Source organism: Variovorax sp. P4_B10 (genome assembly GCF_056402375.1).
This window is the reverse complement of record NZ_JBFUHN010000004.1, coordinates 139,812-154,904: the sequence shown is the minus strand read 5'-3', so window position 1 is coordinate 154,904 and position 15,093 is coordinate 139,812. Positions and strand designations below refer to the sequence as shown.

At 68.0% G+C, this 15,093-nt stretch carries 12 protein-coding genes and 1 pseudogene; 4 read left to right on the top strand and 9 right to left on the bottom strand.

The window, feature by feature from the left end; translation table 11 throughout:
• Positions 1 to 14: 14 nt before the first annotated feature.
• The 4 genes and pseudogenes from AC1DXX_RS03890 to AC1DXX_RS03875 form a co-directional block, all read right to left on the bottom strand.
• Entirely contained in the window at positions 15 to 539 is a 525-nt protein-coding gene (locus tag AC1DXX_RS03890; RefSeq protein ID WP_478132863.1) for a flavin reductase family protein, read from the bottom strand.
• A 459-nt stretch (positions 540 to 998) separates the two neighbouring features.
• Positions 999 to 1,415 (bottom strand): annotated as a pseudogene (locus tag AC1DXX_RS03885) (styrene monooxygenase/indole monooxygenase family protein); the annotation flags it as partial.
• A gap of 346 nt (positions 1,416 to 1,761) precedes the next feature.
• Positions 1,762 to 3,000: a styrene monooxygenase/indole monooxygenase family protein gene (locus AC1DXX_RS03880; protein ID WP_478132842.1), complete on the bottom strand. Its 1,239-nt coding sequence runs from the start codon at positions 2,998 to 3,000 to the stop codon at positions 1,762 to 1,764.
• A gap of 28 nt (positions 3,001 to 3,028) precedes the next feature.
• Entirely contained in the window at positions 3,029 to 3,820 is a 792-nt protein-coding gene (locus AC1DXX_RS03875) for an SDR family oxidoreductase (RefSeq protein ID WP_478132841.1), read from the bottom strand.
• A 177-nt stretch (positions 3,821 to 3,997) separates the two neighbouring features.
• On the opposite strand from AC1DXX_RS03875, the gene AC1DXX_RS03870 reads away from it, so the two are divergent.
• On the top strand, positions 3,998 to 4,996 hold the full coding sequence (locus tag AC1DXX_RS03870; protein ID WP_478132840.1) for an AraC family transcriptional regulator: 999 nt from the start codon (positions 3,998 to 4,000) through the stop codon (positions 4,994 to 4,996).
• A 4-nt stretch (positions 4,997 to 5,000) separates the two neighbouring features.
• Here the strand turns inward: AC1DXX_RS03870 and AC1DXX_RS03865 are convergent, their stop codons facing one another.
• A complete protein-coding gene (locus AC1DXX_RS03865) occupies positions 5,001 to 5,882 on the bottom strand; it encodes an MBL fold metallo-hydrolase (RefSeq protein ID WP_478132839.1) in 882 nt (293 codons plus the stop codon).
• A gap of 86 nt (positions 5,883 to 5,968) precedes the next feature.
• Between AC1DXX_RS03865 and AC1DXX_RS03860 the strand changes: the two genes are divergently transcribed.
• From AC1DXX_RS03860 to AC1DXX_RS03850, 3 genes are read left to right on the top strand one after another with little or no spacing between them, the layout of a single operon-like run.
• Positions 5,969 to 6,298: an ArsR/SmtB family transcription factor gene (locus AC1DXX_RS03860; protein ID WP_478132838.1), complete on the top strand. Its 330-nt coding sequence runs from the start codon at positions 5,969 to 5,971 to the stop codon at positions 6,296 to 6,298.
• A complete protein-coding gene (locus AC1DXX_RS03855; protein WP_478132862.1) occupies positions 6,298 to 6,732 on the top strand; it encodes a YeeE/YedE family protein in 435 nt (144 codons plus the stop codon). The genes AC1DXX_RS03860 and AC1DXX_RS03855 overlap by 1 nt, the downstream gene beginning before the upstream one ends.
• 12 nt (positions 6,733 to 6,744) lie before the next feature.
• Positions 6,745 to 7,203, top strand: coding sequence for a DUF6691 family protein (locus AC1DXX_RS03850; protein WP_478132837.1), 459 nt, complete (start codon positions 6,745 to 6,747; stop codon positions 7,201 to 7,203).
• Between the two features lie 15 nt (positions 7,204 to 7,218).
• Here AC1DXX_RS03850 and AC1DXX_RS03845 read toward each other — a convergent pair whose 3' ends face one another.
• The 4 genes from AC1DXX_RS03845 to AC1DXX_RS03830 all read right to left on the bottom strand — a co-directional run bounded on the left by AC1DXX_RS03845 (position 7,219) and on the right by AC1DXX_RS03830 (position 14,938).
• On the bottom strand, positions 7,219 to 8,736 hold the full coding sequence (locus tag AC1DXX_RS03845; RefSeq protein WP_478132836.1) for a GGDEF domain-containing protein: 1,518 nt from the start codon (positions 8,734 to 8,736) through the stop codon (positions 7,219 to 7,221).
• Between the two features lie 230 nt (positions 8,737 to 8,966).
• Positions 8,967 to 12,368 carry an efflux transporter outer membrane subunit gene (locus AC1DXX_RS03840; RefSeq protein ID WP_478132835.1) on the bottom strand — a complete coding sequence of 1,134 codons (3,402 nt, stop codon included), beginning with the start codon at positions 12,366 to 12,368 and terminating at the stop codon, positions 8,967 to 8,969.
• Positions 12,356 to 13,678 carry a hypothetical protein gene (locus AC1DXX_RS03835; protein WP_478132834.1) on the bottom strand — a complete coding sequence of 441 codons (1,323 nt, stop codon included), beginning with the start codon at positions 13,676 to 13,678 and terminating at the stop codon, positions 12,356 to 12,358. The genes AC1DXX_RS03840 and AC1DXX_RS03835 overlap by 13 nt, the downstream gene beginning before the upstream one ends.
• A gap of 6 nt (positions 13,679 to 13,684) precedes the next feature.
• Entirely contained in the window at positions 13,685 to 14,938 is a 1,254-nt protein-coding gene (locus tag AC1DXX_RS03830) for an HlyD family secretion protein (protein WP_478132833.1), read from the bottom strand.
• Between the last annotated feature and the right edge of the window lie 155 nt (positions 14,939 to 15,093).

Sequence of the window (15,093 nt, the reverse complement as noted above, 5' to 3'; positions counted from 1 at the left end):
GACCGGCGGCGCGGTCACGGCGCGCACTCCGGGTGCCGTGTCGTCACCTGGTAGTAGCCCGAATGAAAGACCAGCGGCTCGCCGTCGAAGCGGTCGTAGCGCTCGACCTCGCCGATGAAGATGAGGTGATCGCCGCCATCGTACTGCTTCACGTTGCGGCAGACGAACCTGGCGATGACCCCATTCAGCAGCGGCACGCCGGCCGTTCCCTCGCAGCAGTCCACGCCGCCGAACTTGTCGGGTTGCGGCGTCGAGAACTGGCGCGACAGGTGGTGCTGGTGCGCCGCCAGCACATTGATCGCAAAATGGCTGGCGCCGGTGAAATCCGCCACGCTCGGCGCCTGCCGCGCAAGGCTCCACAGCACCAGCGGCGGGTCCAGCGACACCGACGAGAACGAGTTGGCCGTCATGCCCACGCGCCGGCCGTCGATGGCGCGTGTGGTGATGACCGTCACGCCGGTGGTGAACTGCCCGAGCGCCTTGCGGAAATCGCGGCGATCGAAGCGGTCGACTGCCGCTTCGCGCGCCTTGGCCTCCAGAAAGCGGTCTGCTTCGACCGCATCGAACCACCAGGGCGCGAAGACGCGCGGGTCGTCGAAGCCGTTGACGATGGTGCTTGCGACAGCGGGCATGGACGTGGCGCTTTGCAGGAGCTTGTGCAGATGCGGCTTCGGCGAGGCCAGCAGGCTGTGCGTCCAGTCGGTCGCCCAGCGGGCATAGCCTTCCCAGTAGCGGTCGAAGGTCTGCTGCATCCAGCCCGCGTCGAAAGCTGCGTCGCCGCGCTCGAGGATGCGCTTCAGGTAGATGTCGGCGCACTTCGCCGCGTTGTTGGAACCTTGCCCCGTGACGGGGTCGTTGAGCACCACGGCGTCGGCCATGCCCAGCACCTGGTGCCCGGAAGGCAGGGTCGCCACGGGCCTGCGAACCACCGGCGTGAAACGGCCGGCCAGGATGCCGTTGTCGTCGGTGAGCGCGATGTCCGTGCAGCGCTCGGCTTCCCACGGCAGGAAGCTGTCGAGGATCCACTTGCTGCGTGCGAGGTGTTCCTGCGGCGTCTTCACGTCGGCCCAGCAGTCCATCGGGCCGCCCGGCACGCCTTCGAACACCATGATCTCGCACGGCCCCGTGGTGGTCAGCGCAGGGAAGACGAAGTACTCCCCCACCCCGGGAATCAGGTTGAAGCACACCGCCGGGAACGGCTCGCGCGGCTTCATGCCCTTCACGTAGGTCAGCGCGAGCACCCTCGGCGGCCGATCGAGCGGCGAGCGCTGCGCATCGCGATCGAACAGCTGCGCGATATCGCCCTTGCCGCCGGCGACGATGACGAGGTCGTGCGTTGCCGCGCAGGCCTCGAGATCGTCGAGCCCTGCGTCCTTGACGACGAGCCGGCCGCCGCGCTGCGCGAAGGCGTTCATCCAGGCAGGGATCTTGAGCCGTTGATCGACCGAGCGCGCCGCGCCCTCGAGCCTGGCGCTCCATTCGATGGCTTTGCCGCCTTCGGGGCCGCGCACCGTCATGCCGATGCCTTCGACCTGAGGGCACGTGTGCGACCACCAGTCCAGCGCCAGTTCGCGCTCGGCCTGCAGTGCGGCCTCGAACATGCACTGGCTCGACATCACCGGTCCCTCGGCGATCTCCTGCGCCGTGCGGTTGGAGAAAACCGTCACGGCGAACCCGGCACGCTGCAGGCCCAAGGCCAGCTGCATGCCGGACTGTCCTGCGCCGACGATGGCCACGCGTCTGGTCATGCGGTGCCTCGTGCTACGCCGCGGCGGCGCAGGTGTCGATGTAGCGGTCCGCTTCGACCGCGTCCGCGAACCACGGGAAGAAGGTCCGGGGATCGTCGAAGCCGTTGGCGATCGCGCTGGCCAGCGGCGGCACGGCGCCGGCGCTGCCGAGCAGCTTCAGCACATGCGGTGGCGGCGGTGCGAGCAGCATGTTGGTCCAGCGCGTGACCCACTGCGAATAGCCGAACCAGTAGCGGTCGAAGGTCTGCTGCATCCATGCCGCATCGGCGGCGCCCTCGCCTCGCGCGAGGATGCTCTTCAGGTACGTGTCGGCACATTTCGCCGCGTTGTTCGATCCCTGCCCGGTGATCGGGTCGTTGAGCACCACCACGTCGGCCATGCCCAGCACCTTGCGCCCGGAGGGCAAGGTCGCCACGGGTTTGCGCACGGTCGGCGCAAAGCGGCCGGCCAGGATGCCGTTGTCGTCGGTCAGCTCGGCATCCCTGCTGCGCTCGGCCTCCCAGGGCGTGAAGGTGTCGATGATCCACTTGCTGCGCGCGAGGTGCTCCTGGGGTGTCTTCACGTCGGCCCAGCAGTCCATCGGGCCGCCCGGCACGCCTTCGAACACCATGATCTCGCATGGCCCCGTGGTGGTCAGCGCAGGGAAGACGAAGTACTCCCCCACCCCGGGAATCAGGTTGAAGCACACCGCCGAGAACGGCTCGCGCGGCTTCATGCCCTTCACATAGGTCAGCGCCAATGCGCGCTGCGGCTTGTCGAAGCTCGACTTGTGGGCATCGCGCTCGAACAGCTTCGAGATCTCGCCCTTGCCGCTCGCCACCAGCGTGAGGTCGTGGCTGCGGGCGCAGGTCTCCAGCTCGTCGATGCCCACGTCCTTGAAGACGAGTTCGCCGCCCTTCTTCTGGAACGCGTCCATCCAGGCCGGGATCTTCACCCGCTGGTCGACCGACTGCGCGCTCGCGTTCAGCCGCGCCGCCCAGTCGATGGCCTTGGCGCCTTTCTGCTCGGGATGCGGCACGGCCAACCCGATGCCATCCACCGTGGGACAGTCGCGCGCCCAGTGGTCCAGCCCCAGGCCGCGCTCGATCTGCAACGAGGTGTGGAACATGCACTGGCTCGACATCACCTTGCCGTGCCGGATGTCCTCGCCCGTGCGGTTGCTGAACATCGTCACCTCGTAGCCCGCGTCGAGCAGCCCAAGTCCCAGTTGCAGGCCGGACTGGCCCGCACCGACGATCGCGATTCGCTTCATTTCATGCTCCTTGATGCTCCGCGAGGAGCTAGTCCATCAACCTGGGAATGGCGGGCACGGCCTGCTCGGGGCCCATGGCGGCATAGCCGCCGTCCACCGCGTAGTCGGCGCCGGTCACGAAGCTCGCGTGGTCGGAGCACAGGAACAGGACCACCTGTGCCACCTCGTCCGGATCGCCGACACGCCCGAGCAGATGGAACGGCGCGGCCACGCGATCGGTCTTGGCGCGGTCGCCGCCGCTGAGCCGGTTCATCACGGCCGACCACGTCCAGCCCGGCGACACGCTGTTCACGCGGATGCGGTCGTGTGCGAGATCCATCGCCATGCTGCGCGTGAGCTGTGCCATCGCGGCCTTGCTCACCGGATAGAGCCAGCGCCCGGTCTGTGCCACGCGCGACGAGATGCTCGTGAAATTGACCACCGCCCCGCCACCGGCGGCAACCATGTGCGGATGCACGGCCTGCAGCATCGCCACCGCGCTCGCGACGTTCACATCGAACGACGCGAGCCAGTCGGCGCGCGGCGACTTGAAGCCGTCGTCGATGTAGGAGCACGCGAGGTTCACCAGAAAGTGCACGCCTCCGTGCAGCTGCACCGCCTGAGCGACGCAGGCCTTGACCTGCGCGTCGTCGGTGATGTCGGTGTGCACGAAGCGCGTGCCGTCGCCGAGCGCGTCGGCCAGCGCCTTTCCCCTCGCGTCGTCGATATCGGCAACGACGATCTTCACGCCGGCCGCGTGCAGTGCGCGCACCACGCCGGCGCCCAGCAATGTGGCGCCGCCGGTGACGATCGCGCTCTTGCCTTCGAGTCCCTTGAACATGATCCTGGCTCCTCGGTGAATCCACCAGGCCGGGCTGGCCTGTGGGGTCGAACGATAGGAGACGGCAGGCCGCGGGCGAATCCCGAAAGCGCAGCGCCTGTCCCCGGCGCGCAGTTTTTGTYGAGGGGCGATCCGAATTGCGGGTGGGGATGGTTTTTGCTAGGGTGACTTGGCCCCATGGAAACCGCCCCGACCTCCCGGCTGCCGCTGCAGCGCTATCGATTGTTCGAGAGCCACGACATGGACGAGGCGCGGGAGAGCGTGGCGCGCGTGTTCTGCCCGCATGGCCTGACCATGCTGCGCCCGCGCACCGAACTCGATGCCTGCCACCACAGCGCACGGCTGCACCGCGACGTGAGCCTCAACTATGTGCAGTACGGCCCTGGCGTCCAGATCGATCCCGGCTACCTGGGGGATTTCTTCCTGCTGCAGATTCCATTGCGCGGCGGCGCCGAGATCCGTTGCGGCGCCCAGCACATCGATGCCGGCCCGCGCCTGGCCTCGCTGCCTTCACCCACCGAACCGCTCTCGATGCGCTGGGCCGACGACAGCCCGCACCTCATCGTGCGGGTCGCCCGCGCGGCGCTGCTCTCCCGGCTCGAGTCGCTGCTGCAGGCCCCGGTCAGGCAACCCCTTGTATTCGATCTCGGCGTGCCGCTCGACAACCCCGCGCTCGCGCCCATGGTGCACTTCATCGACTACCTGCAGCGCACGCTCGATGCCGGCAATGCGCTCCAGGACAGCGGCCGGCTGGCGGAGCACGCCGAGGAATACCTGATGTCGACCCTGCTGATGTCGGTCGTGCACAACCACTCGCGCGCGCTGACCGGCGACACGCAGCGCGACCTGCTGCCGCGCGTGGTCCGCAGGGCGCAGGCGTTCATGGAAGCCCACGCCGAGCAGCCCCTGTCGCTGGCCGACGTGTGCAGGGAGGTCGGATGCAGCGCGCGCACGTTGCAAGTGGCATTTCGCCAGCATGCAGGCAGAGGGCCGATGGAGTTCCTGCGCGAACTCCGGCTCGACAAGGTCAGGGCCGAACTGGTGGCGCCGGACCGCGCCGGCGTGCGAGAGGCGGCGCAGAAGTACGGGTTCCTTCACCTGGGCCACTTCGCGAACCAGTACCGTGCGCGCTTTGGCGAACGGCCCTCGGAGACGCGTTCACCGCAAAGGCGTTGACGGCTTACCGGGTCGCTGCCGGTAGCGCATTGAGCGGAATCCGCAAGTACGCGATGCCGTTGTCGTCCGCCGGGGGCAGCCGTCCGGCACGCACATTGACCTGAATCGACGGCAGGATGAGCGTCGGTACGTCGAGCGTGGCATCGCGTGCGTTGCGCATGGCAACGAAAGCCTCCTCGCCGATGCCGTCGCGCACATGGATGTTCTGTGCGCGCTGCGCGCCCACGGTGGTCTGCCAGGCCGCGGCGCGCGAGGCCGGCGGATAGTCGTGGCAGACGTAGATGACGGTGTCCGGTGGAAGTGCCAGCAGCTTGCGCACGGAGCGGTACAGCGCGTGCGCGTCGCCGCCCGGGAAATCGGCGCGAGCGCTGCCGACGTCGGGCATGAACAGCGTGTCGCCCACGAACACCGCGCCGTCCACCAGGTAGGCCATGTCCGCCGGCGTGTGGCCGGGCACTCTCAGGGCGGTCGCCCTCGACTCTCCGATCATGAAGGTCTCTGCGTCCTCGAACAGATGGTCGAACTGGCTGCCGTCGGGCAGGAAGCCGCGCTCCAGGTTGTAGAGCTTCTTGAAGGTGGCCTGCACCTCGCGGATATGCGCGCCAATGGYGATGCGGCCACCCAGCTGCTCCTGCAGGTAGTGCGCGCTCGAGAGATGGTCGGCATGCGCGTGCGTCTCGAGAATCCAGTCGACCTGCAGCTGCTGCGTGCGCACGCAGCCGATGATCCGGTCGGCGGATCGCGTTCCCGTGCGTCCCGACCTGAAATCGAAATCGAGCACCGGATCGACGATCGCTGCGCGCCGCGTCGCATGGTCCCAGACCACGTACGACACGGTCCCGGTTGTCGGGTCGAAGAAGGCGTGCGTGGTGGTCTGTGCAGGCATCGGATGCCCTCCTGGCTTCTTTCAATCTATTGATAAATAATATATAAATTAGTATATTGATGTCAATCCCTTGGTCCTTGTCGCTCATGCCACCCAAAAAACCTGCGGTCATCGACCCCCAACGCCTGCGCGAAGGCGCCGCGCGCGCCGTGAGCGCGCTGAAGGTTCTCGCGAACGAAGAGCGGATGCTGCTGATGTGCCAGCTCTCGCAGCAGGAGCTGTGCGTGAGCGAACTCGAGGCCCAGCTCGAGATCCGTCAGCCCACGCTGTCCCAGCAACTCGGCGTGCTGCGCAACGAGGGCGTGGTGAGCACTCGGCGCGAGGGCAAGAACATCTACTACAGCGTGGCCGACCCCGCGCTGCTCGACATCCTGGCGGTGCTCTACCGCCTCTACTGCCCCAAGGAACCGTCATGATCTCCATCGACTGGCAGGCCTTCACACCCTGGTCGTCGCTGGCCGGTGGCGTGCTGATCGGCCTCGCGTCAGGCATGTTCGTGCTGCTCAACGGGCGCATCGCCGGCATCAGTGGCGTGCTCGGCGGTCTCCTGCGGCCGTCGTCCGGCGACGTGGCCTGGCGGCTGGCGTTCGTGGGCGGATTGGTTGCAGCGCCGATCGCCTGGCTCGTGCTCGGCCCTCGGCCGGTGCTGCAGATCGATGCAGGCTGGCCCGCATTGGTGGTGGCGGGCCTGCTCGTGGGCCTGGGCACGCGCTACGGTGCGGGGTGCACGAGCGGGCACGGCGTGTGCGGCCTGTCGCGCTTCTCGCCGCGTTCGCTGGCCGCCACCGTGGCGTTCATGGCGGCGGGATTCGCCACCGTGTTCGTGGTCCGGCACCTTGCGGGCGCCTGAAGGAGAAAAGCCATGCCCGCTTTCACGTCCTTTCTTTCCGGCCTGCTGTTCGGCCTCGGCCTCATCGTTTCCGGCATGGCCAACCCGGCCAAGATCCTCGGCTTCCTCGATCTCTCCGGGCGCTGGGACCCTTCGCTGGCACTGGTGATGGCAGGTGCCATTGCGGTGGGCGTCGGCGCCTTCTTCGTGGCCGGGCGGCGCACGCGTTCGCTGCTGGGTGCGCAGATGCAACTCCCCACGGCACGCCGCATCGACGCGCGGCTGGTCGGGGGCAGTCTCGTGTTCGGCGTCGGCTGGGGCATTGCCGGCTTCTGCCCGGGCCCCGGCCTCGTCGCCCTCGGCATGGGCGAACCCAAGGCCGCTGCATTCGTCGTGGCCATGCTCGTCGGGATGCTGGGGTTCGAATGGATCGAGCGCCGCCGGCAGACCGCCAGACCGCGATATCGCGGAGAGCCCAGGGGCTCCGCGTGAATCGGTGAACCTGGCTTACGCAGACACGGGTACAGGCACAAGCACTGACCCCGTTGCCGTGCAAACGCGGTTGCGGCCTCCCGTCTTGGCCGCATACAACGCCTTGTCGGCGGCCTGGATCAGTTCCTTCGGCTGCCCCTTGCCGGGCACGGGACTGAGCGCGTCCACGCCGGCACTCAATGTCACGAAGCCGTCCTCGGTGCCAGCGTGCACGATCTTCAGCGCCTGAACCGCGCTGCGGATTCGCTCCGCCAGGACGGCGGCGCCTGCCACATCGGTGTTCGGCAGCAGCACCGCCAGTTCCTCCCCGCCATACCTGGCCGCAAAGTCTCCCGGACGCCGGGACGCGAAACTGGCGACCGTGCGGCCGATCGATTGCAGGCACTCGTCGCCGGCCGCGTGGCCGTAGATATCGTTGTACTGCTTGAAGCAATCGACATCGATCATGATGAGCGCCAGGGTGCTTGCTTCGCGCGTGGCCCGGCTGAACTCGGTATCGAGCGTCGCGTCGAACTGCCGGCGGTTTGCGAGCCCGGTGAGGCCGTCCTCCATGGCCAGCGTATTGAGGGTCTTGTTCAGCGTCTCCAGCGCATCGCGCGCCCGCCGCAGTTCGGCCTCGGTCTTGGTCCGCAGTTCGATCTGCCTGACCAGGCGCCATCCCACGAAACCGACGAGCGACGTCAGGAGGAGAACGCCCCCGGTATGCCAGAGCGTTTCGTACCACCAGGCGGCCAGGATTTCGTCCTTGGACAAGGCCGCGGCAACGAGCACGGGATAGTTGGCGAGACGCCGGAAGCTGTTCAGGCGCGTCACACCGTCCTGCGACGACTTGATGTAGGCCATGCCGACCGAGCCCTGGGCAACGTAGGCGCGGAAGAGTCCGGTTTCCAGCATGTTCCTGCCCACCACCCCAGGGCTGTACGGCCGGCGCGTCACCATGGTCCCATTTTCGAGCACCAGCGCAACGGCACCGGCCTCGCCGATGTCGAGGCTGTCGTAGAACTTCATGAAGAAGTCGATCTCGATCGTCGCGAGCACCACCCCGGCGAAGCTGCCGTCCACATGGTTGATGCGCCGCGAGACGGGAACGAGCAGCTCACCGGTGGTCCGGCTCTTCACCGGAATGCCGATGTGCGGCCCGCGCTCCTCGTGTGCGCGATGAAAGACGAAGTACTCTCTGTCCGCATTGTTCAGGTTTTGCGGCGGTACCTGCCGGGAGTTGGCGACCCAGTTTCCGTTCTCGTCGTAGATGTGCATCCCGTCGAGTTGCGGAAGCTCGGCAACCCGCATGGCGAGCACCTTGCGAAGCCGCTCGACAGCCGCCGGACCGGTGCCGTCATGCTCGACGCGTTCGACTATGCCGACCACCGCCGTATCGGCCTTCTTGATCGCGTCGTCCGCCTGCTGCGCCATGGCACGCGCGAGGTTCGATGCCGCAACATTCATTTGCTCCAGGTGAATCTCGCGCGCACGCCAGCTGTTCCAGCAGTCGATGGCCACGAGAGTGAAGCAGACGACGGCCACGAAGGCCATCGTGCGGAAGGTGATGGATGGTCGACGAAACACGCGCACTTTCGGAGCAATGAGGTCGTCTGAAGGACTTCCTCACTTTGACACATCTCCGAACAGATTGGCCGCTGTTTCATGGGGCCGGCTGCCCCGGGTACACCCGTAGGCACAAAGTACTCCCGCCCTCTTGCCAATCCGGAATCATGGCCGTTTTCTCGCTGCGACAGCGAGCGCGGCCCTCGCGTCCCCGGGCCCTACGCACTGCCCCACCCGCCCCCAAGCGCCTTGTACAGATTGACCGTGTTGACGGCGGCCTTGAGCTGCAGTTCGATCAGCTGCTGTTGCTCCGTATAGAGTTCGCGCTGCGCGTCCTGGCTGGAGAAGTAGTCTTCCATGCCGCTGCGAAAGCGCGTGCGTGAAATGCTGGCCACCTTCTCGAGAGCCTGCACGCGCGCCTGCTGCGCCTCGAGCTGCGGGAGCAGGTGGTCGCCGGCAATCAGGGCGTTGGCCGCCTCGCGGAAAGCCACTTGCGCCGCATATTCGTAGGAGGCCATCGCCGCCGCAAGCCGCTCTTCGTTGCCCGTGATGTTGGCCGACCGGCGCCCCCAGTCGAACAGGGGCAGCGACACGCCCAGCACGCCGGCCCAGCTGCTGTTGCTGCCGCTCAGCAGCGTCGACAGCTCCCTGCTGATGCCGCCCGTCAGGGCCGTCAGGGAAATGGTCGGCAGCATGGCGGCCTTGGCCGCGCCCACGCCCGAATTGGCGGCTTCGACGCGCGCATAGGCCGCCAGCAGATCGGGGCGGCGCTGCAGCAGGCTGGACGGCATGCCTGCCGCCACCTGTGCGGTGGAGCGTTCGGGCCAGGGTCGGGCGGCGCCCGTCTCCGGCGGCACGGGTTGGCCCACCAGCACGTTCAGCCATTGCAGGTCCTGGGCGACCCGCATGCGGAATTCTTCCTGCCGCACGCGGGCGTTCTGCAACAGCGACTGCGCGCGGTAGACGTCGAGCTGCGCGGCACCGCCGGCCGTCTTGGCGCGGCCGATCATGTCGGCGTTGGAGGTCAGCCCGGCCTCGTTGGCATTGGCCAGGCCCAGCAGGGCCCGGTCTGCGCGCAGCGTGAGGTACGCGTTCGACAGCTCGCCCACCAGGTTCATGCGCGCTGCCGCGTAGTCCTTGTCGCCGGCCTCGGCCAGGGAGCCGCTTTGTTGCGTGCTGCTCTGCTGGCGGCCGAAGAAGTCCAGCTCGTACGACATCACGCCGGCCTGGATGTCGAAGCTGTTGGAAACGCGCCCGTCGGACGGCAGATTGCCGACCGGACTGAGCGAGCCTTGCGGCGTGGTTTGCGCCCTCTGGGCATGGCCCGACAGCCCCAGCGCCGGGAACAGCGAGGCGCGGCTCCCGGCATACGTAGCCCTCGCCTCGCGCGCCCGCGCGGCGTAGGCGCGCAGGTCGCGGTTCTGGGCCAGCGCGGTGGCAATCAGTCCGCGCAGTTCGTCGTCCTGCACGAAGCCGCGCCAGTCCACGGGCTCCGCGGCGGGCACCGTCGCGCCGGCCGGCCATTGCGAAGGCATCGACAGGTCGGGCTGCTTGAGCGGCGGCGTGAGATTGCATCCACTCACCACCAGCAGAACGCACGCCGCCAGCACCAGCAGGAACAGCCGCAGACACAGGCGCACGAACCCCGCCTGGGGCGAGCGGAATCCAGCGCTCGCGAGCAGCGCCGACGCGGCCCGCCATGGCCGCACCTGAACGGCCACATGGCTCGGCGGCACATTGAACACGTGGCCCACCAGACGCTCGCGCTGGGCCTCGGTGCCGGCAAACCGCAGCTCGGCACCGGTCGGCCCCCGCCCGGCAAGATGGGCCGGCAGCCAGCCGACCGGGTCGACGTAGACCTCCAGCGGCTGTCCGACGCGCAGGCGTTTGAACATCGCGCCGCCTTCCAGCAGCGCGCCGTCCGCCGCGATGTTGACGAAGCGCGATTCGCTCTCCCCTGCCGCGGTGCGGACCCTGGTGCGCGCGCGCCAGGGGAAGCGCTCTTCCTGCTCCGGCCGAGGCAGATCGATGCATGCGATGAGCGCGCCCAGGCAGAGGACCAGCGCAATGCCGGTCCACACGAGGTTGAGTTCGTCGCCGGGCGTGAGCGCCGCACCGCTCATCGCGGCCGTTGCGCCACCGCCCTGCAGCGCGACCAGCAGCCCGCCGAACACGGCGACCAGCTTCCAGTGCACGACGGTTTTCGAACGATCGAGTCCCTTGGCCGTCACCTTGAAAGGACGACCGAAGGGCCGCAGCATCGCGCTGGCCAGCGTGCCGGTGACGGCCATCGCCGCCACGAGCTGGCTCACCTCGCTGAACACCGGCAGGCAGCGCCGCTGGCTGATCCAGTAGCTGTAGGCCCAGAACATCACGAGCGGCGGCAGCCCGTAGGCGGCGAAGGCCTGCGGCGTGGCATGAAAGACCGAGACGCCGGCATACCAGTACAGCACGGGTGCCAGCATGATCAGTGCCATGAAGGGCTTGCCCAGCCAGTGCAGCAGCCCGTGCAGAAAATGCAGCCGGGCCGAAAGGGTGTAGCCGCTGCCGCGCAACGGCCCGTTGGGCAGCAGCGCGAGCTGCACCGTGCCCAGGCACCAGCGGCTGCGCTGGTTGATGTAGTCGACGATGCTTTCGGCCGACAACCCGTTCGACAGCCGCTCGCCCAGCCAGCGTGTGACGTGGCCGTGCCGCAGCAACAGGTAGGTGGTGTGGATGTCTTCGCACACGCTGCCGACGGGGAACCCGCCCGCGGCGGTGATCAGGTCCCGCCGCACGATGAAGGAGGTGCCCACGCAGAAGGCCGCGTCCACCGCATCCTTCGCCGGCTGCAGCACGTCGAAGAACACGCGCTGCTCGTCGACCCAGCTGTCGGTGGCGCGCAGGTTGTGCTGGATGGGGTCGGCGTTGTAATAGAACTGCGGCGTCTGCACCAGCCCGACGCGGCGGTCCTCGAACAGGCCGAGCATGCGGTAGACGATCTGGCGCTGCGGCGCAAAGTCCGCGTCGAGCACGAGAATGAAGGGCGCATTGGTCACGCCCGCCGACAGGCGCAGGCCGTTGTTCAGGTTGCCGGCCTTCGCGTGGCTGTTGTCGGGCCGCCGCGCGTAGTGCACGCCCCGGCGCTCGCAATAGTCGCGCAGCCAGTCGCGCCGGGTGTCGTCGAGCACCCAGATCTGCAGCCGGGGATAGTCGATGGCCTGGGCCGCGATGATGGTCTTTTCCAGCACGGCCAGTTCTTCGTTGTACGTGCAGATGAACACGTCCACGGCCGGCACCTGCGCGCCGCGGCTGCGCAGCGCGGCCTCGCCGCGGTCGGCCAGATGCCGGTTGTCTCGGCGGCGTACCAGCATGTGGATCGACATCAGCGTGTAGACGACGGCGGTCAGCTCGAAGAAGAGGAACACCCAGGCAAACAGGGTTCCGAAGCCCAGGTCCGAGGGCGGCATGGTGGCAACCACGCGCCAGACTGCGTAGCGCAGCAACAGCAATGCCGTCAGCGCGCCGAACAGCATGCGGTGGGTGATGCGATCGACCCTGGCCCAGGTCATCAGGAGGAGCGCGAGCCCTGCAACGAGTGCGTTGAGCTGGAACTCCGGCGTGGCGATCAGGCTGGACATGATGGTGTGGCTCCTGTTGCGGCGGTCTTGCCGGTGAAGGGGTTGAACCCCGTGGCGGCCAATGCGATCCAGGCGGTAGCGCCCAGGTGCGGCCAGCGGTAGTAGTAGAAATCGGCGTCGGGCGAGTCCGGGCCGATGGACAGCCCGGTGGAGATGCGGGAACTGGGGGTTGCGTAATACAGGCCGTTGTCGGCGCGTTGCGACGCCAGCAATTGCCACAGGGCCTCGGGCGCCGCGCCCTTGCGCGCCACCAGGGTCGCGGCAGCCTGCGCGCTGCCCTCGGTCCAGATGCCGTCGGGATTGCGCGAGAAGCCATAGCCCTCGCCGAAGCGGTGGTGCTTCTCCACCCAATCCAGCCCGCGCGTCCAGGCGCAGGAGCCATCGGGTGCCGCCAGCAATGGCCACAACTGCGCATCCAGGCCGGAACCCTCGGTGGCGATGGTCGCGCCGTCCTCCTTGGTGCCGATGTTGAAGCGCTGCTCCGACGGATTCCACATGCGGCCCACGAAGTCGAGCGCGGTGCGCGCCTGCTGGCGCTCCGGTCCGCTCTGTCCGCCGCCGGCACGTGCCGCCCAGGCGGCCGCCACGGCGATGTCGATGTTGTGTTCGGTGGACTTCCAGGTCTGGGCGCGCTGCGCGTTGTCCCAGCCGTAGCGGCCGCCGTTGTAGCCGTCCGGTGCATTCCTGGCACGCGTGTTCTGCTCGGTCCAGGCCAGCAGTTTCCGCGCGGTCGCCAGATAGGCCGGCGAGGGCTCGGCCTGGAACAGGTTCAGCAGGAGCAACGCGGCCCAGGCCACGTTGCCGGTGGCGGTGCTGACCTGGTAGGCGTCAGCGATCCATTGCTTCCGGCCCGCGTCCCAGCGGCCGGGCAGCGCGGGCTTTTCCTCGGTCACCGGCCCGGCGCGGTAGGCGTTGCGCACGCGCCCGTCGGCCACGTTCTGGTCGTGCTCGACGGCGCGCACCACGGCATCGCCGATGCGCCTGGCGGCGGCCTGGTCGCCACAGGCGAGCAGTGCGATGCCGGCCAGCGCGTTGTCGTAGGTGAAGGCGGCACCCGCCAGCGCAGGCTCGAAGGGCGGCTCGCCCTTGCCGCCATCCGCCGGCCTGTAGCTGTTGAGGAACAACGGCCCGGAAGCAACGCCCGCCTGGTCGTGGGCGACCGCGCGCCGCAGCCCGTCGCAGCTTTGCCGCGCGAGCGCCTGCTGCGTGGCGCCAGCCTGTGGCGCCGAGGCCACCGCCGCCGACCAGGCCAGCATCATCGATGCGACGGTGCCGTGCACCCACGCCCGGGAAAGTGAATGGCTGTGCATCCGCACTCAGGACCTGAGGCTGGCCGAGACCACCTTGCCCGGCACGCACAGGCTCTGCCTGCGGGATTCGGCCTCTTGCGACCCGCCGTCCTCGATGCGCGCCACGGCATAGATGGAGCCCTGCTCGGCATAGGGAAAGGGCACGCTGTAGGTGCTCTGCAGTGCGTCGGAAGCCACGGGCAGCAACTGCTCGACGCGCGCAGGCATCGCGGCGGTGTTCTCCCCGATCGTCACATCGAGCACGGAGCCGATGCCCAGCCGCTTCGCCACCCGCGCGGGAAACACCGCGACGACGCCGATCCGGCTGCAATCGGTGACGCGCACCAGCGAGGCGCCCGCCGTGACGTACGCCCCCTCGGGCATCAGCACGGTATGGACCAGGCCCGGCTGGGTCGCCTTGATCTCGTACGCGGCGAGCTTGTCGACGCGGCGACGCTCCTCGTCTTCGAGCTGCGTGATCTGCTTGAGCTGCTTGACGATGGCGGTGCCGTCCTGCTGGGCGCGATCGATGCTGTTGCGCAGCGCTTCGCGCCGGCTCGTGAGCGTCTGGAACAGGTTGCTGCCCCCGGTGCCCACGAAGGCGCCCTGCCCCGCGCTCGCCACGGTCTGCGCCTGCCCCGCGAAGGCCTGCTCGGCCACCGCCGCGTTGGCGCGCGCGGTGCTCAGCTGGGCCTCGGCCGCGTTCATCACCTGCTCGCTGATCGCGCCTTCTTTCAGCAGGGCCTCGTTGGTGCGGACCTTGTTCTCCTGCTCGGCCACGACGCTGTGCGCAACGTCGCGCTGGCGCTGGGCGATCTCCCATGAATCCCAGGTCTGCGCCAGGGAGGCCCGACGGTGGACCTGGGCATCTTGCCCGACGGCTTTCATCTCCTGGTTGTCGGCCTTGAACTGATTGCCCAACTGCGACAGCTGGCTTTGCAATGCGAGACGCTGCGTCGTCAGCGTGGTGAGGATTTCCTGGCTGACGGTGGGATTGCGCACCGTGGCCACCACAGAGCCCGGGGTCACCGTGTCACGCGAATGCACCGCCATCTGCGTCACCACGCCGCTGATCGGCGAGGTGATCAGCCCGACCGGCGCCTGCAGCACGGCCCGTGTCGCCTGCGAGGACAGCAGTGGCTGGATCAGCGTCGAGACCATGAGCCACAGCACGAAGGCCAGCAGCGCATAGGCTGCCAGCTTGGGAACGAAGGAGCCCTTCTGCCGACATCGGCCGTGCCGGGCCGGAGTGCGGCGGCCTATGGCGCTGGCAACGCGCATCTGGCCACGAAAAAGCAAAAACGAGTTCCGTTTGGACACACGCATAACCACCTCTTGGAATGTCGGCGGCGTGTACCGGCAACCGGCACACCGCCCATTGATGAAAAAGACGAAAGAGACTTGACCGAAGTCCCGCCGCCCATGGGCCTGGATTG

What these genes read in the sequence shown, in the direction of transcription:
- AC1DXX_RS03880 (WP_478132842.1), bottom strand. Translation starts at nt 3,000, where the DNA reads ATGAAGCGAATCGCGATCGTCGGTGCGGGCCAGTCCGGCCTGCAACTG.
- AC1DXX_RS03875 (WP_478132841.1), bottom strand. Translation starts at nt 3,820, where the DNA reads ATGTTCAAGGGACTCGAAGGCAAGAGCGCGATCGTCACCGGCGGCGCC.
- AC1DXX_RS03870 (WP_478132840.1), top strand. Translation starts at nt 3,998, where the DNA reads ATGGAAACCGCCCCGACCTCCCGGCTGCCGCTGCAGCGCTATCGATTG.
- AC1DXX_RS03860 (WP_478132838.1), top strand. Translation starts at nt 5,969, where the DNA reads ATGCCACCCAAAAAACCTGCGGTCATCGACCCCCAACGCCTGCGCGAA.
- AC1DXX_RS03850 (WP_478132837.1), top strand. Translation starts at nt 6,745, where the DNA reads ATGCCCGCTTTCACGTCCTTTCTTTCCGGCCTGCTGTTCGGCCTCGGC.
- AC1DXX_RS03845 (WP_478132836.1), bottom strand. Translation starts at nt 8,736, where the DNA reads ATGGCCTTCGTGGCCGTCGTCTGCTTCACTCTCGTGGCCATCGACTGC.
- AC1DXX_RS03840 (WP_478132835.1), bottom strand. Translation starts at nt 12,368, where the DNA reads ATGTCCAGCCTGATCGCCACGCCGGAGTTCCAGCTCAACGCACTCGTT.
- AC1DXX_RS03835 (WP_478132834.1), bottom strand. Translation starts at nt 13,678, where the DNA reads ATGCACAGCCATTCACTTTCCCGGGCGTGGGTGCACGGCACCGTCGCA.
- AC1DXX_RS03830 (WP_478132833.1), bottom strand. Translation starts at nt 14,938, where the DNA reads ATGCGCGTTGCCAGCGCCATAGGCCGCCGCACTCCGGCCCGGCACGGC.